Consider the following 23770-nt stretch of genomic DNA (forward strand, 5'->3'; position numbering starts at 1 on the left):
TCAATTCTTACCAGCTTCACCCGCACGAAGCGTTTTGCCGATCCGGTCAAGGACAGCGTTTACAAGCTTCGGCTCGGTTTCGTCAAAGAACGAATGGGCAGCGTCCACATATTCAGTGATGACAACGCGCATCGGTACATCTTCGCGCATCATCAACTCATAGGTTCCTGCACGCAGAATACAGCGCAAAACAGTTTCAAGACGTTTGGTTGTCCAACCCTTTTCCAGAGCTGAGTCGATCAGCCCGTCAAGATCGACCGTGCGCGCAGTAACCCCCTGAACCAGGTCGGCAAAAAATCCGCGATCCGGATCAATCAGATTGTCATTGGGCTCATCAAGGTCGCGAATACCTTCGCCATCAAGACGGAAATCCGAATATTCGCGCACGACGTCACCTGCCGAAAGCTGGGAAAGCTCTGCCTGGTATAGCGCCTGAATGGCGGCAAAACGCGCAGCACTGCGTCGTTGGGCGGCTGATGCCTTGGGTTTATCAGTCATTACTTGTGATGTATTCCAAAATGGTTTTGAACTTCAATCATACGAAGAACAGCACGGGCGGCCTCGCCACCTTTATTCTTCTGATCTGCCTTGGCGCGTGCAAGTGCCTGGGCTTCATTTTCAACGGTCAGGATGCCATTGCCGATCGCCAGACGGTAATCAAGGCAAAGCTGCATCAATGCGCGATTTGCTTCTTCACAGATATGGTCGTAATGCGTTGTTTCACCGCGAATAACGCAGCCAAGTGCCAAGTAGCCATCATAGCGCGGACCAGTCGCAAGATCAGCCATGGACTGAACAGCGTAGCGGATTGCTATCGGAACCTCGAAGGCACCTGAAACAGAAATCCGGTCCCAGGTTGCACCGCCAGCTTCGAGCGTCGACGCAGCCCCTTTGACCAGATCTTCGACGATATGGGTGTAATAAGGCGCATCAACGATCAGAATGTGCGGACCGTTACTCATGTTTATTCCTCCGAGACAACAAGCGGACGCTGATCAACCAGATTTAGACCGAACCCGTCAAGTCCTACGATGTGTCTTTTGGTATTTGAAAGCAAAATCATATCGCGAACGCCAAGATCAAGCAGGATCTGTGCGCCAACACCATAGTCACGCAAATCAGAGTCGTCAGCAGATTTTGCGATTTCCTGACGCAGAGCATCTCCGTCCCCGCCATTGAGCTCGATAAGCTTTGCAATAGACGATGAAAGCGTATTGGGGCGCGGTTCACGGATGAGAACAATAACGCCACGCCCCTCCTCGCCAATCTGCCGCATTGCGGCCTGCAACTCGCCGCCATGCGCTCCTTGCCGGTCGCCAAGCACATCTTCAAGCACATTCAATGCGTGGACACGCGTCAGAACCGGCTTTGCATCAGAAATGTCGCCCTTCACCAAAGCAATATGTTCGGCATATGTGACATTGTTGACATACAGATTGAGCTCAAACTCGCCGCCATGCACCGAATTGATTTTTGTTGTCGCCTTACGCTGAACAACTCTTTCATGCTTCCGGCGATAGCGGATCAAATCGGCAATCTGGGCGATTTTGAGATTATGCTTTTTGGCGAACTCAACAAGTTCCGGCAAACGCGCCATTTCGCCGCTTTCGCTCATGATCTCGCAAATAACGCCAGATGGATTGAGGCCCGCAAGGCGCGAAATATCAACCGATGCTTCGGTGTGCCCCGCCCTCACAAGAACGCCACCTGGACGCGCGCGCAAAGGAAAGACATGCCCCGGGGTCACTATATCGTCGGAAGTTGATTTTGTATCAATCGCCACGGAAATTGTTCGCGCCCTGTCCGGGGCGGAAATACCGGTTGTCACACCTGTTGCCGCTTCGATCGAAACTGTAAACGCCGTTTCATGCCGCGTACCATTTCGCGCGCTCATCAACGGCAGCCCAAGATGATCGCAACGTTCGGATTCCAGCGTCAGACAAATAAGCCCACGGCCATAAGTTGCCATAAAGTTTATGGCATCCGGTGTTGCCATTTGGGCGGGAATAACCAGATCACCCTCGTTTTCCCGGTCCTCGTCATCGACAAGAATAAACATCCGGCCATTTCGGGCTTCTTCAATAACATCTTCAATTGGTGACAGATAACGATGCGGCATGGTCGTTCAATCCTTACCCAGCATGCGCGCGACATAACGCGCCAGCATATCAATCTCGAAATTGATCCGGTCACCTGGTTGTTTCGATCCCAGCGTCGTGTGAGTCTGGGTATGGGGTATCAGATTGATACCAAAAGTGTTTCCGTCAACCTCATTGACAGTCAATGAAACACCTTCAAGCGTTACCGAGCCTTTTGACGCAATGTATTTCGCAAAAGCTTCAGGAACCTCGAATGTCAAACGAAGGGAATCACCTTCGGGAATGCATTTTATCAGCTTCGCAACACCGTCCACATGACCGGATACGATATGCCCGCCCAACTCGTCCCCGATCCGTGTGGCCTGTTCCAGATTCATGCGCGATCCGACCTCAAGATCGCCCAAAGTCGTCTTATCAAGACTTTCGGCAGATGCCTCGATGGCAAACCAGTCCGAACCAGTTTCGATAACGGTCATGCACGCACCATTACAGGCAATCGACGCCCCAAGAGCGATTTTAGAGGTATCAAAAGCGGTCGAGAATTCGAAACGGGTGTCGCCGCGTTTTTCGATTTTCCGAACAGATCCTATATCCGTAATGATGCCAGTGAACATTTATCTATTCCGTTATTTTTTCGTAAGTTATCGCAATATCTTTGCCAACTGGACGAACAGATGTGCGCTGAAAACGTGGCATGTCTGAAAGGTGATCAAGCCCGAGCTCAGCGATCATCGCCTTGCCTTCTGCCCCGATCAGGGATGGTGCAATGAAATGAACCACCCGATCAATCAAATCTCGATGCACCAAGTCGGCAGCCAGATTGCCGCCACTTTCAACCAAAACACGCGTCAGACCCTGCTCGCCCAAATGTTTCATCACGTCATTTAGGTCGAAATGATCATTCTCGCACCCGGCAGTAAGTACTTTGACCCCGGTTTTCCCAAATTTTTCAAAAACTTCGTCAAATTTGTCTTGGGATGTAATGATCCAGGTAGGAACTTTTTGGGCACCACGGAACAATTCCGCCGATACAGGTACATCGCCATTGCGATCAAGGACAACACGAACAGGTGATTGGGCTTCCCGTCCGGGGATACGGCATGTGAGAGTGGGGTTATCAACAATGACAGTCTTGGCACCAACAAGGATCGCATCGTGATTGGCCCTCAACAGGTGACCATACTCACGCGCAATATCCTCCGTTATCCACTGGCTCTCACCAGAGCGCGTCGCGGATCGGGCATCGATGGTGGATGCCAGTTTTAAGGTAATGATCGGCCGGCCAGAAACAATGCGCGATAGGAACCCGGCATTGATGCGATGGGCTTCGTCGCCATAAAGCCCTGTTTCAACTGTGATGCCCGCATCACGTAACATTTTGTACCCTTTGCCTGAAACTCGACGATCAGGGTCTTCCAGGGCGCTGACGACACGCTTTACACCAGCTTCGATCAGTCCCAACGCACAAGGCGGCGATTTACCAAAATGACTACAGGGTTCAAGCGTTACATAGGCCGTAGAATTGCGTGCTTTATCGCCTGCCTCGTCAAGTGCGACACGCTCTGCATGTGGGCGACCACCCGGCTTGGTAAAACCACGACCGACGATTGCCCCTTCAGAAGAAACCAGAACACACCCAACTGACGGGTTGGGCCAGACATTTCCCAGACCACGTTTTGACAGGCTTAGCGCAACCCGCATGAAATGCCGGTCGTCATCTGAAAACGCGGTGGCTGTCATTACTCTGTGTCCGCCTCTTCTTCCCCATCATGCATGTTTTCCACGAATTGCTCAAAATCGCGGGCTTCTCGGAAATTTTTATACACCGAAGCATAACGGACATAAGCAACCTGATCGAGAGCGATCAAAGCTCCCATGACCATTTCACCGATTGTGTCGGTGGAAATGTCGCTTTCACCACTGCTTTCAAGGCGTCGTTGAATGCCGTTTAACGCCTTTTCGACACGTTCGTCCTCAATCGGGCGCTTCCGGCAGGCAAGAAAGATTGATCGCGCAAGTTTGTCACGATCAAACAATTCGCGTTGCCCGTCCTTTTTCACCACCATCAATTCACGCAGCTGAACACGTTCAAATGTCGTGAATCGCGACCCGCAGGCCGGACAAAACCGGCGTCTGCGAATTGCGTGATGTTCCTCGGTCGGACGGGAGTCCTTGACCTGGGTGTCTGTATGGCCGCAGAACGGACAACGCATTGTTTTTACTCTCTCCCGATATAATCAGGCATAAATCGGGAAGCGTTTGCAAAGGTCTTCGACCTTGGTGCGAACTGCCGTTTCGACCTGGGCATTGCCATCAGGATTATCAACAAGAGCATCAAGCACATCGCCAATCAGTTCACCGATCTGCCTGAATTCCTCGACACCAAAACCACGGGTGGTGCCTGCCGGTGTCCCCAAACGAACGCCGGACGTGATGGTCGGTTTTTCGGTGTCGAACGGAATGCCGTTCTTGTTGCAGGTGATTCCTGCACGCTCAAGCGCAACTTCTGCATTGTTGCCTTTGAGGCCTTTCGGACGCAGGTCAACCAGCATCAGATGAGTATCGGTGCCTCCGGTCACGATATCGAAACCACGCTTGACCAGAACTTCGGCCAATGCCTTGGCGTTATCGACGACCTGCTGCGCATATTCCTTGAATTCGGGGCGCAAGGCTTCGCCAAAGGCAACCGCCTTGGCAGCGATAACATGCATCAATGGGCCGCCCTGCAAGCCAGGGAAGACTGCAGAATTGATCTTTTTGCCGATTTCAACATTGTTCGACAGGATCATACCGCCACGCGGACCGCGAAGGGTTTTATGCGTCGTGGTTGTCACGACATCGGCATAGGGAAGCGGGCTCGGATGAACGCCACCGGCGACAAGACCGGCGAAATGCGCCATATCAACCATCAACAACGCACCGACCTTGTCGGCGATTTCACGGAAGCGTTTGAAATCGATCTGGCGCGGAATGGCTGAACCACCTGCAATGATCAGTGTCGGCTTGTGCTCCACAGCAAGAGCTTCGACCTGATCGTAATCAAGCGTCAGATCGTCTTCACGCACACCATACTGGATGGCATTAAACCATTTGCCAGAAAGTGCCGGGCGTGCTCCGTGGGTAAGATGCCCGCCTGCATCAAGCGACATGCCAAGGATGGTATCCCCCGGCTTGCAAAGGGCAAGCATGACCGCACCATTTGCCTGCGCGCCAGAATGCGGCTGCACGTTGACAAATTCACACCCAAACAGTTCTTTTGCACGATTGATCGCAAGTTCTTCTGCAACGTCGACAAACTCGCAGCCACCATAATACCGGCGCGAAGGATAGCCTTCGGCGTATTTGTTGGTCAGAACCGTTCCCTGTGCCTCGATCACAGCCTTGGAAACAATGTTTTCCGAAGCAATCATTTCGATCTGGTTCTGCTGGCGATCCAGTTCATCGGTGATCGATTTGAACAGTGCCGGATCTGCTTCTGACAAGCTGGTAGAGAAAAAGCCTTTGAATGACATTATGGGGCCTCTCGATACAATGTGGCGGGGCCGAACGCAGCAAAGTTCGAAACCCGTACCGGGTTATTGCCAGGTGGCGAAAAATCAGTCGGTAAGCGAAGAAAGTTTTTCAACACGCCGTTCGTGACGACCGCCTTCGAATTCCGTCATCATAAACGCGTTAACGCAATCAAGCGCCGTCGCATCACCCAAAAGGCGTGCGCCGAGGCACAGAACATTGGCGTTGTTGTGTTGACGGCAAAGTTCGGCTGACAGGCGATCATGTACTAAGGCAGCACGAATTTGAGGATATCGGTTGGCAGCGATGCTCATACCGATCCCGGAACCGCATACAAGAATACCGCGTTCAGCCTTGCCATCGATAATCGATTTGGCAACGGCTTTCGCATAATCCGGGTAATCAACTGACGTAGAACCGTCGGTTCCAAGGTCGAGAACCTCCCAGCCATTTCCGGCAAGCGACTTGATGATTTGGGATTTAAGTTCAACACCACCGTGATCGGCAGCGATGGCAATGGTCTTGGCTGTCATATGCGAGCCCTTGGTAAATACGCCAAACAGTAATTTGGAGCGCCTTTTAGCACATAGCTTTGCAACTGCCAACGCACAGCGGCCTATGTTGCCAAAGTTTTAAGTCAGCAACTTTTAAGCGCACAGAACGACACTTGACTACACTTAAAAAAGACATTCACACCCATTGCGTTAGAAAATCATCAACTAAAGAAAAACAACGACGCATATACATTGATATAAACCCCACCATACGCTATCGAACAAAATCGACGAAACAAAAGGTGTGGAATCTTTATCAATTAAACCGCATTACCGGTCATGCCTTTGCAGATTTTATTTGTTTCTCATCTCGCATAGGTTTTCCTTGTTTTGAAAATTTAAGTAGAATCGATATATTGAATAACAGTCTTGTTTGACTATATTCGTAAAATAATGCAAAAAGCATTGCCTATTCATAATAGCGAAGGAAATATTTTAAGATGACCGATGCTGAAAACAGCGTTCTGGACCGAGACGAACTGCTACAGATGACTGTTGATATCGTTTCTGCTTATGTCAGTAACAATGCAATTGCATCTGCACAGATTCCGGAATTGATTTCGACAATTTTCAATTCGCTTGACGTTCTGCGTGAAGACGAAACCATTGAAGAAGAAGAACCGCTGAAACCGGCTGTTCCGATCCGCAAATCAATTGGCGATGATTACATCATCTGCCTTGAAGACGGCAAAAAGCTCAAAATGCTCAAACGCCACCTTCGGACAACATACAATTTGACCCCGGAAGAATACCGGGCGAAATGGGGCCTGCCGTCAGATTACCCGATGGTTGCGCCGAACTATGCAAAACAGCGTTCGCAGTTTGCCAAGAAAATCGGCCTGGGTCGCAAGGCGAAGTAATCGCCTGCCCTTTGACCTAAAAGAAAAAGCGTTTTCAGCAATTTCTGAAGACGCTTTTCTTTTATGTGGTCGGCAACAAAAAAGCCCGGCATTGCTGCCGGGCTTTCTGCTGATCAGAATATCTGATTAGTTGGCGTAATCGTAGCCGCCGTCTTTCCATTCATAGAAGACGTAACCCGGTGCTGCGACGTCACCCTTGGCATCGAACGCAATCGAACCAAGAACGGTGTCGAATGTATCACCGCTATGCAGTGCTTCGATAACAGCCTCAGAGTCGGTGGTACCGGCCTTTTCAACTGCCTGTGCCCAAGCCTGAACCGCACCATAGGTGTAAAGGGTGTAACCTTCCGGCTTGTAGCCCTGACCTTCGAAGTATTTTACGAGTTCAGCGTTACGCGGGTCTTTTTCAAGCGCCGGACCGGCGGTGAAAAGTGTTCCGGCACCGGCATCGCCCGTGATCGACCAGTATTCGAGCGAGTTGAGCGCATCACCAGAAATCGCAACGGTCTCAAGACCCTGACTGCGCATCTGACGAACGATCAGGCCCAGCTCAGTGTGGTAACCGCCATAATAAAGGACGTCAACGCCTTCGGATTTCAGTTTGGTCACCAGAGCCGAGTAATCTTTCTCGCCCGGGGTGATGGCTTCGTACATGACTTCTTCAACGCCAGCAGCGTTCAGGTTTTTCTTGGTCTCGTCTGCAAGACCTTTGGAATAAGCCTGTTTGTCATGAACAATGGCGATTTTCTTGTCGCCATAGTTTTCAGCAAGATACTTGCCGGCAACTTCGCCCTGCTGGTCATCACGACCGCAAACACGGAAAACGTTGTCCATGTCACGTTCGGTCAGTTGCGGGTTGGTCGAAGCCGGGGAAATCTGCACGATGCCCTCTTCGAAGTAAACTTCCGAAGCCGGGATCGAGGAACCCGAGCAGAAGTGACCAGCGACAAGAGCAACACCCTTGCTAACGAGCTGGTTTGCAACAGCAACAGCCTGTTTCGGATCGCAAGCATCATCACCGATTTCGAGAACGACTTTTTCGCCGTTAACGCCACCAGCAGCATTGAGGTCTGCAACCGCTTTCTGGGCGCCCTGGGTCATCTGTTCGCCAAAGGCGGCGTAAGGGCCGGTCATCGGACCCACGGTCGCGATAACGATGTCTGCTTTTGCTGCACCCATCGAGAGGACAAGCGCGGAAGCAGTTGCCAGAAGGCCGAGCTTGGTTTTCGACATAAGAGAAGTCTCCCTGTTCCAAAGGTTGGTTCCGTCACCATGACAGAACCATCTTTTTCGGACCCTAAACCGGCTCGCTTTTTTTTCGATTACCGGTTTTGGCTCCCTGTACTTTAACACCCCAGAATTGGTGTGCAATAGTACTAAACATTGCATTGCCAACAATTTAGCAATGTGGTGGTGACAGTTGCCCATCACCCCCGAAAAGATCAGACGTCCGCCCCGTCACGTGCGCGAAATCCGAAGGGTCCGACACGTTCATAAAGCCACGGATATTGCGACAGCATCTTGTTGACCCGCGTTACGCGGAAGGCGGCCGCCATAATCACAAACAGGATAACCGTATCGAAAATATATCCCGTAAGCGAAAGAAGCTCACCCTCGAACAGCGCAAACGTCATGAAACGGTCCGTCGCCCCCAGCAACAAGGCATACGGATAAAGCTGGTAGAACGGCCGCCATGTATTGGCGATCGCCTGCCCTGTCATAAAAGCACAGAACCCCATCAGGATGACGGTAATTCCGATTGTGACACCAATGCTGGTACCTGTAATCGCTTCCATATCCGTCCTCCTAGTGGCCCCCCTCGAGATAGGCTGCACGAACTTCCGGATTTGCCAGAAGTTCAGCCCCCGTACCCGAGAGAGTAATATTGCCATTGACCATCACATAGCCGCGATGGGCAAGCTTGAGTGCGTGGAACGCGTTCTGCTCGACCAGGAAGACCGTGACCTTCTTCTCGCGGTTGATCTTCTTGATCGTCTCGAAAATCTGCTTGACGACAAGTGGCGCAATCCCAAGAGAAGGCTCATCAAGCAACAGCAAACGGGGACGCCCCATAAGGGCACGACCGATTGCCAGCATCTGCTGCTCGCCCCCGGACATTGTTCCCGCACGCTGGTTGATGCGTTCTTTCAGACGCGGGAACAGATCAAACACCATCTCAAGATCCTCTTCGAAATATTTCGGATCCTGGGTGCTTGCCCCCATCTGCAGGTTTTCATAGACAGACATGCGCGGGAAAATCCGACGCCCTTCAGGGGATTGCTGAATACCAAGACGACAAATCTCATGCGTTGGCATGCGACTGATATCCTGACCTTCAAACAGAATGCGCCCTTTTGACGCCTGCGGTGATCCGCAGCATGTCATCAGCAAGGTCGTCTTGCCGGCACCATTGGCCCCGATCAAGGTGACAATCTCGCCCTCGTTGACTTCCATATCAATGCCCTTGAGGGCTTCGATATTGCCATAGAAGGTGTGAACACCTTCAATCTTCAGCATGGACATATCGATCTGCTCCCTCGCTACGCATTCGGATCTAGATGAAGGTCGGCGGCGACTTCCGGCGGCAGTTCATCGTCTTCATCCTCACCGAGGTAAGCACGAATAACAGCCGGATCATTCTTGACGGCTTCCGGATTGCCATCAGCAATCTTCTTTCCGTAATCAAGGACGATCACATGATCGGAAATCTTCATGACGACGCTCATATCATGTTCGATCAACAGAAGGCCGATTCCCTGATCATCGCGGATGCTCTGTAACAGAACGTTAAGCTCCGCGGACTCACGAGGGTTAAGGCCTGCTGCCGGCTCGTCAAGACACAGCAAGGAAGGATTGACGCACATTGCACGCGCAATCTCGAGGCGACGCTGGGAGCCATAAGGCAGGTTCCCGGCATTCCAGTCAGCCTGTTCATACAGGCCAACCTTGTTAAGCCAGAACTTGGCGGTTTCAAGCGCTTCTTTCTCGGCACTGGTATAGCGACCAAGATTGAAAAGCCCTGCCAGCGAAAAGGCGGATGCCTCCATAAGCTGGTTATGTTGGGCGACAACCAGGTTTTCCAGAACGGTCATGCCCGTGAACAGGCGGATATTCTGGAAAGTACGTGCCACACCGTTGTTGCGTGGAATACGGAAACCTTCCATACGCTCCAGCAAACGCGGTCCGTCATTGGCATAAAGCGTCAGACGTCCCTCGGTCGGCACATAGAACCCGGTAAGACAGTTGAAGACCGTGGTCTTCCCTGCCCCGTTCGGGCCGATAATTGCCGTGATCTCACGCTTTCTTGCGGTGAACGAAAGATTATCAATCGCGACCAGACCGCCAAAGCGCATGGTTAGATGTTCGACTTCAAGCTGTACGTTGTCGGTCATTTGACTTCTCCGGCAACTTTTTCTTTCTTGCTCATATTCAGCAAAATGGTCGGGTCACGGAAAGACAGAAGACCGCGCGGACGCCACAACATGATGGCAACCATACCAGCTCCGAAAATCAGCATGCGATATTCGGCCAGTTCGCGGAACATTTCCGGGAAACCGATCATGACAATCGCGGCAAGAACCACCCCGATCTGACTGCCCATACCACCCAGAACAACGATGGCCAGGATCACGGCAGATTCAAGGAAGGTAAAACTTTCCGGGCTGATGAAGCCCTGACGTGTCGCAAAGAACGCGCCAGCAAAACCACCGAACATTGCACCAATCGCAAATGCCGAAAGTTTGGTATTCGTCGGGTTGATTCCCAGCGAGCGGCAGGCGATTTCGTCTTCGCGCAACGCTTCCCATGCACGACCAATCGGTAGTTTGCGAAGGCGTACGGTAACAAATGCGGTTACCAGTGCCAGCACAAGGATCAGGTAATACAGGAAGATCAGGCGATGCATCGTCGAATAGTCCAGACCGAACAATTCGTTGAATCCCATCACCCCTTCCGGCAAGCGTCGATCAAACTCGGCAAAGCCAAAGAAGCTGGGCCGGGCAATCGACGAAATACCGTCTGGTCCACGGGTCAGATCATACCAGTTGATCAGGACAACACGGATGATTTCACCGAAACCAAGCGTCACAATCGCCAGATAATCGCCACGCAGTCGCAATACCGGGAAACCAAGCACAATACCGAAACTTGCAGCAAAAATACCGGCCAGCGGCAGGCACAACCAGAAGCTCAGATCGAAATGCTGGGACAACAGTGCATAGGAATAGGCGCCGACCGCATAAAATGCGACGTAACCCAGATCAAGCAAACCGGCCAGACCGACCACGATATTCAGCCCCCAACCCAGCATGATGTAGATCATGACAAGGGTTGCGAGGTCGATAGCGGAGCGGTTTTCACCAAACAGAAACGGGAAGATAATGAAGAATACAATCCCCAATGCCCCGATCTTCTTGGTGTTGGTCCGATATGCCATCTGGATTTTTGACGAAAGCCTGGAGCCGCTTTCTTCCTCTTCGGCACCTGGCTTTTTCATGCTGAAATAGGCAATTGCAAAAACGATCGAGACGAACGCAACAGCCACAATCACGCTCGTTGCACTGCCAAACGCCATATCAAGGAAGACTGGCGAAGCCCAGCGATCATCCATTTCGCGGAAACGGACGAACATCTCGAATACCGCCACTGCGGCGGCGGTAATCAGCAAAGCCTGTCCCACACGCGAAATGTGTTCGCGGCGAAGGATCAATGCCAATCGGCCAATGATTGTCGAGATGATGGCGGTAACCACCAGATCCCAACGAACAGCCAGTTCAAGCCCGGTCGGACGGTCAACCGTCTCGACACCAAGGATCATGACCGACATCAACAGTGCAATAACAGCAAAGAACGCGAGTTCCTTGACAATTTCCGCACCGGAAATCCGTGAAGAAGTGATAAGAGCGGACATCAGACTTTCTCGACCTCCGGCTTACCAAGCAGACCCCACGGACGGAAAATCAGCACGAGAACCAGAATACTGAACGTTGCGACGTCCTTGTATTCGATCGTGAGATAACCCGACCAGAATGCTTCGATCAGACCAATCAGAAGACCACCAAGCATTGCACCCGGAAGCGATCCGATGCCCCCCAGAACGGCAGCAGTGAACGCCTTAACACCGGCAAGGAAGCCGATATAGAAGTCGATCACACCGTAATACAGGGTCACCATCATCCCCGCGACTGCGGCAAGAGCTGCCCCCATGACAAAGGTCGTGGAGATGGTGCGGTCAACGTTAACGCCAAGCAGGCCAGCCATGGTACGGTCCTGCTCACAGGCGCGCTGAGCACGACCAAGCGACGTTTTCGCAATCAGTGTCGAAAACACAGCCATCAGAACAAACGTCAAAAGGATAATGACGATCTGCATGTAGCTGAGCTGAACATTGAAATTCGGGCTTTCCATCAGGATGATGCCGCCCTCGATCAATGGCTGCATCGGTTTCACGCGCGCACCCTGCGAAATCTGAACAAAGTTCTGCAGGAAGATCGACATGCCGATGGCCGAAATCAGCGCTGCGAGCCGGAATGACCCGCGCAGCGGCCTGTATGCAATCCGTTCAACGCCCCACCCGTAGATCGAAGTGAGCACCATTGACACAAACAGCATCAAAAGAAGTGTAAGCGGAAGGATACCGCTAATCCCTGCTGCCTGACAGATCAGGAAGGTGATCAGGGAATGAAACGCGCCCAGCATATAGATTTCGCCGTGCGCAAAGTTGATCATACCGATGATGCCGTAAACCATCGTGTAGCCGATGGCGATCAAACCGTAGATGGCTCCCAGCGTCAGACCGTTGATCAATTGTTGTAAAAAATAAGCCCAATCCATTGCACAACCTTAGATTTGGCACAGACAAACGAGGTCTTCGACCGACTGGCTGAAGGTGCAAAACAAGATACAGTTGTATTGATTGGATGAGACCAAGTCTCCCCATTGCCCCCTAGCAAACCTCCGAAGCCTCCGTCTTTTTGTTATCGGGTTTTCCCCGGTTCTAGCCTTTGGACACGACCATTCTTATTGTGGTTCTTTATCCAAAAGCGCGATTAGAGCACAAACCTTAGACACATGAGGTCGAAGGCTGCAAGCGGCTTTGATAAATTGGTCAAAAACACCAAATCGTATTTCATTCTTAGAATAAAACACCAACGCCACCGAATGCACCGGCCCTTATATTGTATATTTTATCCCTTATTAAGGACGTATTCAAGTTTTTGTACCGCGACGCGCTTTAGTTGCTCCGGATTCCTTGAAACCGGCCCTGCCACGGTCACCTCGATTCCCGTTTTGCCATCAATTGCCGTGCAGCGCAGATAGCTGCCAATCTGTCGCAATTCGAAATAAACCTCGCGCGGCGCATTGCTTCTGGTTGTCATTCATCAATCCGGAAAATTCTGTTCGGCACTTTGCCCGTTAGACAGCACAAATCTAACATTAATGCAGGCCACGGTATTCATAAAAAAACAGGCCCGGTATTTGCCGGGCCTAAATGATACACCTCATAATGCCGTAGCGTTACTTGTCGCCATCCAGCATTTTGACAATAGCCGAGAAATCCATCCCGCCATTTCCGCTATTTGAATAAAGCGCATACAGGCTTTCAGCCAATGCCCCCATTGGCGTTGTTGCCCCGGCGGATGCCGCCGCCTGTTGCGCCAGCTTCAAGTCTTTCAGCATCATGTCCACCGCAAATCCCGGTTGATAGTCACGATTTGCCGGAGACGTCGGAACCGGTCCCGGCACGGGACAATAACTTGTAAGCGACCAGCACTGGCCGGACGCCTTCGATGAAATATCAAACAGCTTCTGCGCATCCAGCCCCAAACGCTTTGCAAGCATGAAGGCCTCGGATACGGCAATCATACTGACGCCAAGCACCATATTGTTGCAAATCTTTGCCGCCTGCCCGGCCCCGCTTGTGCCTGCGTGAATGATATTGCTACCCATTCCCTCAAGAACCGGTTTCGCACGATCAAAATCACCATCATCGCCACCAACCATAAAGGTCAGTGTTCCGGCAGTAGCCCCCGCAACCCCGCCAGAGATCGGCGCGTCAACAGAGCCAAGACCTTTGGCCTTCGCCAGATCGGCAGCTTTGCGTGCGGCATCAACTTCGATGGTGGAGCTATCAATCAAAAGTGTGCCCGTCCTGGCGTTGGCAATCACGCCGTCTGGTCCGTCATAAACCGACAGCACGTGCTTTCCAGCAGGAAGAACCGTGACAACGAACTCGACATCCTTTGCCGCATCGGCAACCGTCGATGCCTTGGTGGCTCCCTCTGCAACCGCCTTGCTGACCGCGGCTTCGGACAAATCAAAGACCTTGAGTGCATGCCCAGCCTTAATCAGGTTGGCCGCCATCGGCCCGCCCATATTACCCAGACCAATGAAACCGATTTTCGCCATTTGGAGTCTCCTCTGATCTCTCGATTACGAGATTATCTTTTGATTTGTTGATGTTACAGAACTGTTCAGAACTGCAGTTTTAGCTCTTTATCTTCGGGTAAAAGGTCAAAATATGCTGCGACCTCGCGAGGATCGACTTGCCCGATATCGGCATGTTGCCATTTTGGACTGTGATCCTTGTCGACGATCACGGCACGAACCCCTTCAAACAAATCTGGTTTGCGAACGGTCCGTTGCGATAGACGGAACTCCATCATCAGGTCCTGCGCAAGTGTCATATCGCGCGCTTGACGGATTTGATCAAAGGTAACAGCAACTGCTATCGGTGATTTGGTGCGCAATATTTTGGCCGTTTCCCGTGCAAAGTCTGACCGAGATGTATCAAGTCGGGCAAAAACGTCGCTAACCGTTTCGCTGCCAAACAAGTCATCGACTTCACTCCGAACCGATCCAAGAATGCCGGCACCATCATCAGAATGATGTTCATCCAGAATCCGTTGAACGGCCACGAAGTCATCGCCGCCTTCCGAAATCTTTGCCAGTTCACCTTTCAAGGACGCGATATTTTCACTTTGCGTTCGGTGCGTAGCCAAACCCGCATAAATGCAATCTGCCGCTTTGATCCGCGCGCCCGTCAGGCCAAGATACATTCCGACTTCGCCGGGACAGCGCGAAAGGAAGTACCCGCCGCCAACATCGGGAAAGAACCCGATCCCAGTCTCAGGCATTGCAAACAGGGTGCGCTCGGTCACCACTCGGAAACGGCCGTTCACGGAAACGCCGACACCTCCCCCCATCGTAATGCCGTCCATCAAGGCAACATACGGCTTGGGATAATTTGCAATGTAATGGTTAAGGCGATATTCCCGCCGATAAAAGGCATCAAGAAGTTCTTCGTCGTCGCGCTGCCGCGCGTCATAAAGCCCCCGTATATCGCCCCCGGCACAGAATGCCTTTTCGCCAGCGCCCTCAATTACAACGACAGCAACCGTCGGGTCCGTCTCCCACGCGCGAAGTTTGGCTGTGATCGCATCAACCATCGGCAGATCAAGAGCATTCAATGCCTTGGGCCGGTTTAACAAGATATGACCGATGGCCCCGTCCTTCGAGAAAACGACGGATGCCTCATTGTCATGCGATGAACTTGTCGCGTTTTCGCTGCTCATAAATCAATCCTTTAGCGCGGCACGAGAGATGATCAGGCGCATGATTTCGTTGGTACCTTCCAGAATCTGGTGAACCCGAAGGTCGCGCAGAAGCCTTTCGACCGGGTATTCGCGGATATAACCATATCCACCATGAAGCTGTAGCGCTTCATTACATACCCTGAACCCGATATCCGTGCCGAAACGTTTCGCCATTGCACAAAACTGTGTGGCGTCCGGTGTCTTGTGATCCAGTTTCCAGGCCGCTTTGTGCAGCATCAGCCGTGCCGCTTCGAGCTCTGTCACCATGTCGGCATATTTGAACTGCAATGCCTGAAACTGATCAAGGGTTTTGCCAAATTGCTTGCGAACCTTGATATGGTCGCGCGCATGCTCCATTGCGGCCCGCGCACCACCGATGGAGCATGCCGAGATATTAAGTCTGCCGCCATCAAGACCCATCATGGCAAACTTGAAACCTTCGCCCTCTTCTCCCAACCGGTTTTCCACCGGAATTTTGCAATTGCTGAAAATGACGGCTGATGTCGGCTGACTGTTCCATCCCATCTTTTCTTCCAGCTTGCCAAATGACAGGCCTTCGGCATCTTTTGGAACGATAAAGGTCGATATTCCCTTCGGGCTGTCATCGCCGGTTCGCGCCATGACAATGTAAACATCACTGCGCGATCCCCCGGAAATAAAAGCCTTTTCGCCATTAAGGATGTAATGCGCACCGTCGCGCGCAGCACGCGTACGCAACGAACCTGCATCTGATCCCGCTCCCGGTTCCGTCAGGCAATAGCTGGCGAAATGTTCCATGGTAACGAGTTTTGGAAGATATTTTTGCCGCTGGTCTTCATTCCCGAAACGGTCAATCATCCAGCATGCCATATTGTGGATCGAGATATATGCCGCCGTTGACGGGCACGCGCTTGCCAGTTCTTCGAAAATCACGGCAGCGTCCAAGCGACCAAGGCCCGATCCCCCGACATCTTCGCGCGTGTATATAGCAGCAAAGCCAAGTTCGGCTGCCTTACGCAGGGTTTCTTCAGGGAAGATATGCTTTGCATCCCACTCGCCCGCATGCGGTGCCATTTCGTTTTGTGCGAAATCGCGGGCTGCCTGTGCAAATGCCTGCTGGTCTTCAGACAGGTTGAATTCCATTGGATCGCCACCTCTGAATGTTTTGGTATTTTCCCTTTACGTAAACGTGAATTCGGTTCTTTGTCAATTCATTCGGTATAACAGTACCGAATTATGTGAATAATTTCGCCTCCGACAGTTTCAGGGGCGAATTTGCGAATTTTTGTTCCAATTTCTTGTCGGCTCGCAGCGAATATGCATTACTCCGGTGAAACCAATGCAACTTAAAAATCAGGGGAAACGACATGTCAGATTCCACGAAACCGGAAACTATTGTTCTACACGCCGGATACCGCGCAGACCCGGCAACCGGATCGGTTGCCGTACCGCTTTATCAGACGACGAGCTACCAATTCCGCGATACCCAACACGCGGCCGATCTTTTCGCGCTGAAAGAACTGGGTAACATCTATACCCGCCTGATGAACCCGACCAACGATGTGCTCGAACAGCGAATTGCTGCACTTGAGGGTGGCGCAGCAGCCGTTGCCGTCGGCTCTGGTCAGGCTGCATCAACCTTTTCCGTTCTCAATATCGCCCAGGCGGGTGACAATATTGTAAGTTCCACAGACCTTTACGGCGGTACTTGGAACCTTTTTGCCAATACATTCAAACAGATGGGTATCGAAGTTCGCTTTGCAGATCCATCTGACCCGGAAAACTTCCGGCGTCTGACGGATGACAAAACGCGCGCCTATTACGCCGAAACCCTGCCAAACCCTAAACTTCAGGTCTTTCCGATCAGGGAAGTCGCCAATATTGGTGACGAGCTTGGCATCCCGTTGATTATGGACAACACCGCCGCACCGGTGCTGTGCCGCCCCATCGATCATGGCGCGACGATTGTCATGTATTCGACCACCAAGTTTATCGCTGGCCACGGTACGTCTGTCGGCGGGATTGTCGTCGATTCCGGCAAGTTTGACTGGGAAAAGCATGTCAAACGCTTCCCGTTACTGAATGAACCGGATCCCAGCTATCACGGTGCGGTCTGGACGCAGGCCGTCAAACCGATTGGCCCGGTTGCTTATGCGATCAAACTGCGCTGCACATTGCTGCGCGACGTTGGCGCGGCCGCCTCGCCTTTCAACTCGTTCCAGACCATTCAGGGCATGGAAACACTGCCGCTGCGCATGGAACGTCACTGCGAAAACAGCGCCAAAGTTGCCGACTTCCTGTCGTCCCATCCCAAGGTTTCCAAGGTGATTTATCCCGGAAAACAGGATGGCGAAAGCCGCCGCCGTGCCGATACTTACCTTAAGGGCGGGTACGGATCGCTTATGGGGTTTGAGCTTGCAGGCGGCAAAGCAGCCGGCGAGAAATTCATCAACAGCCTTGGCCTGTTTTATCATGTCGCCAATATCGGTGACACAAGATCGCTTGCCATCCATCCGGCCACGACAACGCACAGCCAGCTTTCCGAACAGGATCGCCTTTCATCTGGCGTGACGGACGGTTATGTCCGCCTGTCGATCGGTATCGAACATATTGATGACATTCTTGCCGATTTGAAACAGGCACTGGACAAAGCCTGATCCATCATATCGTTGAATATGATACCGGCCCTGTTTGTGCGGGGCCGGTTTTTTATTGACCATTTTTTCGATCAAAGGTAAACGCGCATTATCGGCAAAACAGGCAAAACAGGCAAATCGATGTCGAGTGTCAATTCGCGCCAGCGTGAAATCGAAAAACTGCTTCACAGCCAGGGCACAGTTCATATTCATGACCTGTCTGCACTTTTTCATGCGTCCCTTGATACCATTCGACGCGACCTGCGTCAGATGGAGGATGCCGGGGTCCTGCGGCGTATTCATGGGGGTGCCACATTACCAAGCACTGCCCGCGAAGGATTCCATGACCGCGCACAGGATTTAAAGCCGGAACGCTCCGAAATCGCCCGCAAGGTCGCCCATGATCTCGTTCCGGATCATGGCGTGGTCTTTTTTGATAGCGGCACGACCATCTATGAAGTCGCCCGGAATCTGAAACCGTCATTTTCCGGTACTGTGATCACGGTCAATCCCCTGATTGCCGTTGAACTGGCCAATCATTCGAATGCGAATATCATCATGATTGGCGGCATGGTTCTGAAACGTGATCTGGCGATCTGTGGACCGACGGCCATTGATGAAATACGCAACTACAATGCCGATCTTGTGCTGCTGGGCACCTGTGCCCTTCATCCAGAACTGGGTTTGACCACCAGCACAGCCGAAGAACGCGCCACCAAGGCAGCGATGCTGGCACAGTCTGCCGAAGCCATTGCCGTCACGACTGCCGACAAACTCGAAACCAGCTTGCCATTCAGGGTCTGTGACCTTGATGCGATTTCGCATCTGGTCACGGGCAGGAAACTATCAAGCGGATATCTGAACAACTATGCCGAACGCGGGATCAATGTGATCCTTGCCTGACGGAGGCGGAGCCCCGAATGCCTATCTCCAACCAGATTGCCCATAACAGAATCCGTGCCATTTTCTTTTTGCATGGTGCCGCCTTTTCAAGCTGGGTCCCGCATATTCCGCTGGTGCAAGAACGCCTTGGTTTTGGTCATGATGACCTTGGCGCCATCTTGCTGGCTGCCGCGGTTGGCGTTCTTGCCGTCATGCCAGTTGCCGGTCGGCTTTCGGACAAGTTTGGCAGCGAACGGGTCGCACGCTATTCCGGGGTGGCTTATTTCATTTCCGTTGGCATTCCGGTCTTCATGCCAAGCTTCATGTCGATTGCAATTGCCATGTTCGCACTTGGCTTTTTTGGAGCCTTCCTTGATATATCAATGAATGCCAATGGCCTGAATGTTGAACGGGCCAAGAAACGCAGCGTCATGTCCGGCCTGCATGGTTTCTGGAGCCTCGGGGGCTTTGCCGGTGCGGGCACGACAGCGGCATGGTTTGCCCTGCCCTTGCCGGTTGAATGGCACCTTCCCGTCATGCTGACCCTATTTCTGATTTTGCATCTGGTCCTTCAACGTCAATTGCTGCCAGATGCTGCCGTTCCCCATCCCGCCCAAACGCATGACGGATCATCTGCCAAACAGCGCGCGATGTTTCTGACCCTGCTGCCATTTGGGGCCTGTGCCTTCATCGGCCAGTTTGGCGAGGGCGTGATTACCGACTGGGCGACGGTTCTGATGAATACAGAACTCAATTCCGGCCCGACGATGGCGGCCGTGGGCTTTGCCTGCTATTCGGCGACCATGGCCATTACCCGCCTGTCGGGAGACTGGCTGGTTACGAAATTTGGCCGCCCGCAAATCCTGCTGTCCAGTTCGGCATGCGCATCCTTTGGCCTGTTTGTGCTGGCACTTGCGCCGCACTACGTCGTTGCCTGGATCGGGTGTGCCATCGCCGGGATTGGACTGGCCGTCATCCTGCCGCTTCTGATTTCTGCTGCGGCGGAGGCAAGTGGCAGAAGCGGCGGTGCGGTCGTTTCAACCATTGCGGCAACCGGTTACACCGCCTTGATGGCCGGGCCACCGGCTATTGGGGCGATTGGTCAACAGCTTGGACTGGTTACGGCTTTTGTCCTGACAGCAAGTTTTCTGGCCTTGATCATACCGGTTTATATGCTGACCATGCGTAAACGCCTTTATCGCGCCAGCAATAGTTGATCCGCCGTCAATTCTGTCCCATAAATTGTCACCTCATTTCTGAATTCAGAATGCCGCCCCACTGACAAGAGAACAGATCATGGCCAAAACAGTCACCTATGGCACTTTCCCGCGCACCCGCCTTCGCCGGACCCGCATGAGCGACTGGTCGCGTCGCATGGTGGCGGAAACCCGATTGACCGCACATGATCTGATCCTGCCGGTGTTTGTGATTGACGGCAAAAACGAACGGACACCGATCCCATCAATGCCCGGTGTCGAACGACAAAGCGTTGACGTGCTTGTTGAAACGGCAAAACATGCGCAAAAGCTTGGCATACCTGCCCTTGCGCTTTTCCCGTATATTGATGCCAGCCTCAAAACCAAGGATGCGCGCGAAGCATATAATCCCGACAATGTGGTTTGCCGTGCGACAAAGGCGATCAAAGACGCCTGCCCCAATCTTGGTGTCATTACCGACGTTGCCCTTGATCCGTTCAATGCGGATGGTCAGGACGGGATCGTGATTAACGGTGAAATCCTTAATGACGAAACGACCGAGGCCCTTGTGCGCCAGGCACTGGTTCAGGCACAGGCCGGATGCGATGTCGTCGCCCCGTCCGACATGATGGATGGCCGTATCGGTGCCATTCGTGATGTTCTGGAATCCGAAGGGCTTAAAAAGGTCCAGATCATGGCCTATGCGGCAAAGTACGCCTCGTCCTTCTATGGCCCGTTCCGCGATGCAATCGGATCGGCTTCTGCCTTGGGCAAGGCGGACAAGAAAACCTACCAGCTTGACCCCGCCAATAGCAGCGAAGCGATGCGCGAAGTTGCCTATGATCTTGAGGAAGGTGCCGACTCCGTCATTGTGAAACCCGGCCTGCCATATCTTGACGTTCTGTATCGGGTGCGTGAGGAATTTGGCGTCCCTGTTTTCGCCTATCAGGTATCGGGTGAATACGCAATGTTGCGGGCTGCGGCCCAGAATGGCTGGCTTGATTATCTTGGCTGCGCCATTGAAACGCTATCCTGTTTCAAACGTGCCGGCGCGTCAGGAATCCTGACATACAGTGCAATTGACGTTGCCGAGGCCATTTAACAAGGAAACTTTTTTCGTTTTTCTGGAAGAAAGTTCTTGATTTGTTCTTTGTGTTGTGGCATAAAGACAAAGTCAACAGGACAAATGGGTCCGGAGACAAAACCCGCAAAGCGTGATTCGCTTTTGCGGGTTTTTGCGTTTCGGGCGGCAAAAATGGGAATGGGATGATGATGAAGCAGCTATCTGATCGTCTGAAAGGACGACGGCGGTATCGCCAAATGGGCATCACTGGCGCATGGAAAAGTCATTACGGCGGTGGTGCGTTTGGGCCGTGAGGCCGAGGGAAATTTACGAAAACTGTGGTTTATCATGACGGGAGAGATGCGCCCTTGGGCAAGGGTGTTTGTTCGGGGCAGCGAGAGCCGGGCTGAGGTCAGCCCATCCCGCCGCTACCCAACAGGTCGGTGAAGTCTGGCAATGCCGAGGATCAGCAGGCCCGAATTGCGTCTGCATTGGATCGGCTGGCTGAATTGGTAGGCTTGGCGATGGGGCCGATGGATCATTCGGAGATGCCGAAAGGCTGGTCACCAATGGCGGGATTTGTGCCTGCCCTGCGACAATGCCTTCGTCCTAGGGGCGAGGTGCGCTTGCAGTGTCCAACGAAAGCCCGAGGCGTTTGTTCGGGGCAACAGGAACTGGGGCGTGGTCGGTCTGGTGCAATCCAGTTCTGTCCAGCCTACCCGGTCGGTAGCGTTTGGCGATGCCGAGGGGTAGCGGGATCGATTGCCAGTGGGCCGAAGGAGCGTTCGAAGATGCCGAAAGGCTGGTCATCGAGGGCGGGAGGTGTGCCTGCCGTGCGACAACGCTGTTGCGTTTGGGGTGAGGTGCGTTTTGGCGCAACCGAGAGCCACGGGCGTTTGTCCGGGGCGCGGTTCTTCCGGTCGGTGGCGTTTGTCGATGCAAAGGGCAGCAGGGTTGAATTGGCTTGGCGATTGATCAAAATCGTCATTCCGGGCGAAGCGCAGCGCAGACCCGGAATCCATGCCCTTTGAAAGAGGCTGGATTCCCGCCGTTGCGGGAATGACCATCTGGTTAGGAGTGCCTTGTCAGCGGTCTGAGGCCCGTTTGGCGGGCCGTTCTTACCGGGCCGTTTGACCCATTCTCAGGCGCAACAGGCTTCATTTTCTGCATCTGGCACGGCAAGACCATGACCGATGGCGCGCGCACAAAAATGCGGACGCAGACCCGACTTTTCAAACAGGCTTTCGATATCGTCCTGACCATCGAGGAATCCCCCCTGATGCACCAGAAGTGTCTTGATGCCGGCTGCCAGCCCGCCCAGCACATCGGTATGGATTGTATCACCCACCATCAGGACCCGATCCCGGCTGATATCGGGATGACGGTGCAGGACTTCATCAAACACGTGACCGTAGGGCTTGCCGACGCAATCAGGTATTACATTGCAACGATCCGCTGCCTTATGGGCGAAATATCCGGACTCAACCGACAGGAATGCCCCCATCGGCGCGCAGATATCGGGATTGCCGACCAGAATGGGGCGCGGATTGGCGGCAAGGCTTTCTTCCAGATGATTCTGCTGGATATCGGACCAGTTTTCAGAATCAATAAGAACAAAGCCATCAACCGCATCATAAAGCGCGCGATCCGCGCCAAGCGGTTCCACCCTGCCCGGCAGGATATCAAATGGCCAGTGGCCAGGTGCCATGGCCCCCCAATGGGACAGATCCCTGTAGGTTTCCATCATCGGGGCCACGAATTGCTGGCTGCTGATCAGGTTTGTCGTGTTGAAATCGAACCCGCGCCCGCGATGCCGTGCAAGGATTGCCTCGGCTGAACTCGATGCATCATTGGTGACAACGGCAAGTTTCTTTCCCGATTTCTGAAGGGTTGCAACGGCTTCAACCGCGCCGGGAATGGCTTGCGGCCCGCTGTTGAGCACACCAAAAGCATCGAACACGATCAGATCAAATTGGTCCGCGATTTCCAGAAGGTTTCCAACATACTGTGTTTTTGCAGGAACAGATGCCGGATCAACCTGCGGCAAACGCGGCGCATATTGCAGATAAGCGGCGATTGCCTGCTCAAAGCTGAGCTTCGGGCGGTTGATACTCATCTGTCCGTGTCTCCTGTCCGATAGAAAGCCATCCGTGAATTCGCCTGAAGGCATCAATCCGGATATGTTCGTATGAAAATCGCGATTGCTGTTGTAGCGGTTCCGCTTTCAATTGGAAAGCGATTGGTAATTTAATTAGCTATGCGCTGAAAACATAGCAATAAACAACGAAGCAAATCTGTATTATGACGTTATTTAAGCGTTTTCGTTGCAAAAACATGACTTTCTGCGCTTTCCAGCCTCCAGCCATGCAAAAAATGCATTGGATTTCACAATCAACC

Annotated in this window: 24 protein-coding genes; 5 read left to right on the top strand and 19 right to left on the bottom strand. The window is 52.6% G+C overall.

The genetic code is table 11. From position 1 onward, the window contains the following. From nusB to rpiB, 8 genes are all read right to left on the bottom strand, one after another. Positions 1 to 498: a transcription antitermination factor NusB gene (gene nusB, locus TH3_RS10090; RefSeq protein ID WP_007089535.1), complete on the bottom strand. Its 498-nt coding sequence runs from the start codon at positions 496 to 498 to the stop codon at positions 1 to 3. Continuing rightward, on the bottom strand, positions 498 to 962 hold the full coding sequence (gene ribH / locus TH3_RS10095; RefSeq protein ID WP_007089534.1) for a 6,7-dimethyl-8-ribityllumazine synthase: 465 nt from the start codon (positions 960 to 962) through the stop codon (positions 498 to 500). The genes nusB and ribH overlap by 1 nt, the downstream gene beginning before the upstream one ends. A gap of 2 nt (positions 963 to 964) precedes the next feature. Beyond that, positions 965 to 2119 carry a 3,4-dihydroxy-2-butanone-4-phosphate synthase gene (ribB, locus tag TH3_RS10100; protein WP_007089533.1) on the bottom strand — a complete coding sequence of 385 codons (1155 nt, stop codon included), beginning with the start codon at positions 2117 to 2119 and terminating at the stop codon, positions 965 to 967. Positions 2120 to 2125: 6 nt separating this feature from the next. Continuing rightward, positions 2126 to 2713 (bottom strand): riboflavin synthase, encoded by a 588-nt coding sequence (locus tag TH3_RS22855; protein WP_007089532.1) that lies wholly within the window; start codon positions 2711 to 2713, stop codon positions 2126 to 2128. Between the two features lie 4 nt (positions 2714 to 2717). Continuing rightward, positions 2718 to 3839 (bottom strand): bifunctional diaminohydroxyphosphoribosylaminopyrimidine deaminase/5-amino-6-(5-phosphoribosylamino)uracil reductase RibD, encoded by a 1122-nt coding sequence (gene ribD, locus TH3_RS10110; RefSeq protein ID WP_007089531.1) that lies wholly within the window; start codon positions 3837 to 3839, stop codon positions 2718 to 2720. Then, the gene (nrdR, locus tag TH3_RS10115; protein WP_007089530.1) at positions 3839 to 4312 is read right to left on the bottom strand and encodes a transcriptional regulator NrdR; all 474 of its coding nucleotides are present in this window, start codon (positions 4310 to 4312) and stop codon (positions 3839 to 3841) included. Before nrdR ends, ribD begins: the two co-directional genes overlap by 1 nt. A 24-nt stretch (positions 4313 to 4336) precedes the next feature. Then, entirely contained in the window at positions 4337 to 5611 is a 1275-nt protein-coding gene (gene glyA, locus TH3_RS10120; RefSeq protein WP_007089529.1) for a serine hydroxymethyltransferase, read from the bottom strand. Between the two features lie 84 nt (positions 5612 to 5695). Further along, complete coding sequence (gene rpiB / locus TH3_RS10125; protein WP_007089528.1) at positions 5696 to 6142, bottom strand: ribose 5-phosphate isomerase B; 447 nt, start codon at positions 6140 to 6142, stop codon at positions 5696 to 5698. A gap of 461 nt (positions 6143 to 6603) precedes the next feature. Here rpiB and TH3_RS10130 point away from each other — a divergent pair, with 461 nt between their 5' ends. Continuing rightward, a complete protein-coding gene (locus TH3_RS10130; protein ID WP_007089527.1) occupies positions 6604 to 7023 on the top strand; it encodes a Ros/MucR family transcriptional regulator in 420 nt (139 codons plus the stop codon). A 126-nt stretch (positions 7024 to 7149) separates the two neighbouring features. Here TH3_RS10130 and TH3_RS10135 read toward each other — a convergent pair whose 3' ends face one another. The 10 genes from TH3_RS10135 to TH3_RS10180 all read right to left on the bottom strand — a co-directional run bounded on the left by TH3_RS10135 (position 7150) and on the right by TH3_RS10180 (position 16739). Then, entirely contained in the window at positions 7150 to 8256 is a 1107-nt protein-coding gene (locus tag TH3_RS10135; protein WP_007089526.1) for a branched-chain amino acid ABC transporter substrate-binding protein, read from the bottom strand. 209 nt (positions 8257 to 8465) lie between these two features. Then, complete coding sequence (locus tag TH3_RS10140; protein WP_007089525.1) at positions 8466 to 8819, bottom strand: DUF6867 family protein; 354 nt, start codon at positions 8817 to 8819, stop codon at positions 8466 to 8468. Between the two features lie 10 nt (positions 8820 to 8829). After that, positions 8830 to 9540, bottom strand: a complete 711-nt coding sequence (locus tag TH3_RS10145) for an ABC transporter ATP-binding protein (RefSeq protein ID WP_007089524.1) — start codon at positions 9538 to 9540, stop codon at positions 8830 to 8832. 23 nt (positions 9541 to 9563) lie between these two features. Then, on the bottom strand, positions 9564 to 10415 hold the full coding sequence (locus TH3_RS10150) for an ABC transporter ATP-binding protein (protein ID WP_007089523.1): 852 nt from the start codon (positions 10413 to 10415) through the stop codon (positions 9564 to 9566). Further along, positions 10412 to 11932: a high-affinity branched-chain amino acid ABC transporter permease LivM gene (livM, locus tag TH3_RS10155; protein WP_007089522.1), complete on the bottom strand. Its 1521-nt coding sequence runs from the start codon at positions 11930 to 11932 to the stop codon at positions 10412 to 10414. The genes TH3_RS10150 and livM overlap by 4 nt, the downstream gene beginning before the upstream one ends. Then, positions 11932 to 12855: an ABC transporter permease subunit gene (locus TH3_RS10160; protein ID WP_007089521.1), complete on the bottom strand. Its 924-nt coding sequence runs from the start codon at positions 12853 to 12855 to the stop codon at positions 11932 to 11934. The genes livM and TH3_RS10160 overlap by 1 nt, the downstream gene beginning before the upstream one ends. A gap of 353 nt (positions 12856 to 13208) precedes the next feature. Beyond that, positions 13209 to 13400, bottom strand: coding sequence for a DUF6898 family protein (locus tag TH3_RS10165; RefSeq protein ID WP_007089520.1), 192 nt, complete (start codon positions 13398 to 13400; stop codon positions 13209 to 13211). 139 nt (positions 13401 to 13539) lie between these two features. After that, the gene (mmsB, locus tag TH3_RS10170; RefSeq protein WP_007089519.1) at positions 13540 to 14430 is read right to left on the bottom strand and encodes a 3-hydroxyisobutyrate dehydrogenase; all 891 of its coding nucleotides are present in this window, start codon (positions 14428 to 14430) and stop codon (positions 13540 to 13542) included. A 65-nt stretch (positions 14431 to 14495) separates the two neighbouring features. Next, positions 14496 to 15596 carry an enoyl-CoA hydratase/isomerase family protein gene (locus TH3_RS10175; RefSeq protein WP_007089518.1) on the bottom strand — a complete coding sequence of 367 codons (1101 nt, stop codon included), beginning with the start codon at positions 15594 to 15596 and terminating at the stop codon, positions 14496 to 14498. 3 nt (positions 15597 to 15599) lie between these two features. Then, the gene (locus tag TH3_RS10180; protein ID WP_007089517.1) at positions 15600 to 16739 is read right to left on the bottom strand and encodes an isobutyryl-CoA dehydrogenase; all 1140 of its coding nucleotides are present in this window, start codon (positions 16737 to 16739) and stop codon (positions 15600 to 15602) included. Between the two features lie 224 nt (positions 16740 to 16963). On the opposite strand from TH3_RS10180, the gene TH3_RS10185 reads away from it, so the two are divergent. From TH3_RS10185 to hemB, 4 genes are all read left to right on the top strand, one after another. Next, on the top strand, positions 16964 to 18253 hold the full coding sequence (locus TH3_RS10185; RefSeq protein WP_007089516.1) for an O-acetylhomoserine aminocarboxypropyltransferase/cysteine synthase family protein: 1290 nt from the start codon (positions 16964 to 16966) through the stop codon (positions 18251 to 18253). 120 nt (positions 18254 to 18373) lie between these two features. After that, positions 18374 to 19135: a DeoR/GlpR family DNA-binding transcription regulator gene (locus TH3_RS10190; RefSeq protein ID WP_007089515.1), complete on the top strand. Its 762-nt coding sequence runs from the start codon at positions 18374 to 18376 to the stop codon at positions 19133 to 19135. Between the two features lie 17 nt (positions 19136 to 19152). Then, positions 19153 to 20331 carry an MFS transporter gene (locus TH3_RS10195; RefSeq protein ID WP_007089514.1) on the top strand — a complete coding sequence of 393 codons (1179 nt, stop codon included), beginning with the start codon at positions 19153 to 19155 and terminating at the stop codon, positions 20329 to 20331. 79 nt (positions 20332 to 20410) lie between these two features. After that, positions 20411 to 21412 carry a porphobilinogen synthase gene (gene hemB, locus TH3_RS10200; protein ID WP_007089513.1) on the top strand — a complete coding sequence of 334 codons (1002 nt, stop codon included), beginning with the start codon at positions 20411 to 20413 and terminating at the stop codon, positions 21410 to 21412. Between the two features lie 1102 nt (positions 21413 to 22514). Here the strand turns inward: hemB and TH3_RS10205 are convergent. Next, entirely contained in the window at positions 22515 to 23489 is a 975-nt protein-coding gene (locus TH3_RS10205) for an HAD-IIA family hydrolase (protein WP_007089511.1), read from the bottom strand. Between the last annotated feature and the right edge of the window lie 281 nt (positions 23490 to 23770).

Source organism: Thalassospira xiamenensis M-5 = DSM 17429, from assembly GCF_000300235.2.
Taxonomy (GTDB): Bacteria; Pseudomonadota; Alphaproteobacteria; order Rhodospirillales; family Thalassospiraceae; genus Thalassospira; species Thalassospira xiamenensis.

What these genes read in the sequence shown, in the direction of transcription:
- nusB (WP_007089535.1), bottom strand. Translation starts at nt 498, where the DNA reads ATGACTGATAAACCCAAGGCATCAGCCGCCCAACGACGCAGTGCTGCG.
- ribH (WP_007089534.1), bottom strand. Translation starts at nt 962, where the DNA reads ATGAGTAACGGTCCGCACATTCTGATCGTTGATGCGCCTTATTACACC.
- ribB (WP_007089533.1), bottom strand. Translation starts at nt 2,119, where the DNA reads ATGCCGCATCGTTATCTGTCACCAATTGAAGATGTTATTGAAGAAGCC.
- TH3_RS22855 (WP_007089532.1), bottom strand. Translation starts at nt 2,713, where the DNA reads ATGTTCACTGGCATCATTACGGATATAGGATCTGTTCGGAAAATCGAA.
- ribD (WP_007089531.1), bottom strand. Translation starts at nt 3,839, where the DNA reads ATGACAGCCACCGCGTTTTCAGATGACGACCGGCATTTCATGCGGGTT.
- nrdR (WP_007089530.1), bottom strand. Translation starts at nt 4,312, where the DNA reads ATGCGTTGTCCGTTCTGCGGCCATACAGACACCCAGGTCAAGGACTCC.
- glyA (WP_007089529.1), bottom strand. Translation starts at nt 5,611, where the DNA reads ATGTCATTCAAAGGCTTTTTCTCTACCAGCTTGTCAGAAGCAGATCCG.
- rpiB (WP_007089528.1), bottom strand. Translation starts at nt 6,142, where the DNA reads ATGACAGCCAAGACCATTGCCATCGCTGCCGATCACGGTGGTGTTGAA.
- TH3_RS10130 (WP_007089527.1), top strand. Translation starts at nt 6,604, where the DNA reads ATGACCGATGCTGAAAACAGCGTTCTGGACCGAGACGAACTGCTACAG.
- TH3_RS10135 (WP_007089526.1), bottom strand. Translation starts at nt 8,256, where the DNA reads ATGTCGAAAACCAAGCTCGGCCTTCTGGCAACTGCTTCCGCGCTTGTC.
- TH3_RS10140 (WP_007089525.1), bottom strand. Translation starts at nt 8,819, where the DNA reads ATGGAAGCGATTACAGGTACCAGCATTGGTGTCACAATCGGAATTACC.
- TH3_RS10145 (WP_007089524.1), bottom strand. Translation starts at nt 9,540, where the DNA reads ATGCTGAAGATTGAAGGTGTTCACACCTTCTATGGCAATATCGAAGCC.
- TH3_RS10150 (WP_007089523.1), bottom strand. Translation starts at nt 10,415, where the DNA reads ATGACCGACAACGTACAGCTTGAAGTCGAACATCTAACCATGCGCTTT.
- livM (WP_007089522.1), bottom strand. Translation starts at nt 11,932, where the DNA reads ATGTCCGCTCTTATCACTTCTTCACGGATTTCCGGTGCGGAAATTGTC.
- TH3_RS10160 (WP_007089521.1), bottom strand. Translation starts at nt 12,855, where the DNA reads ATGGATTGGGCTTATTTTTTACAACAATTGATCAACGGTCTGACGCTG.
- TH3_RS10165 (WP_007089520.1), bottom strand. Translation starts at nt 13,400, where the DNA reads ATGACAACCAGAAGCAATGCGCCGCGCGAGGTTTATTTCGAATTGCGA.
- mmsB (WP_007089519.1), bottom strand. Translation starts at nt 14,430, where the DNA reads ATGGCGAAAATCGGTTTCATTGGTCTGGGTAATATGGGCGGGCCGATG.
- TH3_RS10175 (WP_007089518.1), bottom strand. Translation starts at nt 15,596, where the DNA reads ATGAGCAGCGAAAACGCGACAAGTTCATCGCATGACAATGAGGCATCC.
- TH3_RS10180 (WP_007089517.1), bottom strand. Translation starts at nt 16,739, where the DNA reads ATGGAATTCAACCTGTCTGAAGACCAGCAGGCATTTGCACAGGCAGCC.
- TH3_RS10185 (WP_007089516.1), top strand. Translation starts at nt 16,964, where the DNA reads ATGTCAGATTCCACGAAACCGGAAACTATTGTTCTACACGCCGGATAC.
- TH3_RS10190 (WP_007089515.1), top strand. Translation starts at nt 18,374, where the DNA reads ATGTCGAGTGTCAATTCGCGCCAGCGTGAAATCGAAAAACTGCTTCAC.
- TH3_RS10195 (WP_007089514.1), top strand. Translation starts at nt 19,153, where the DNA reads ATGCCTATCTCCAACCAGATTGCCCATAACAGAATCCGTGCCATTTTC.
- hemB (WP_007089513.1), top strand. Translation starts at nt 20,411, where the DNA reads ATGGCCAAAACAGTCACCTATGGCACTTTCCCGCGCACCCGCCTTCGC.
- TH3_RS10205 (WP_007089511.1), bottom strand. Translation starts at nt 23,489, where the DNA reads ATGAGTATCAACCGCCCGAAGCTCAGCTTTGAGCAGGCAATCGCCGCT.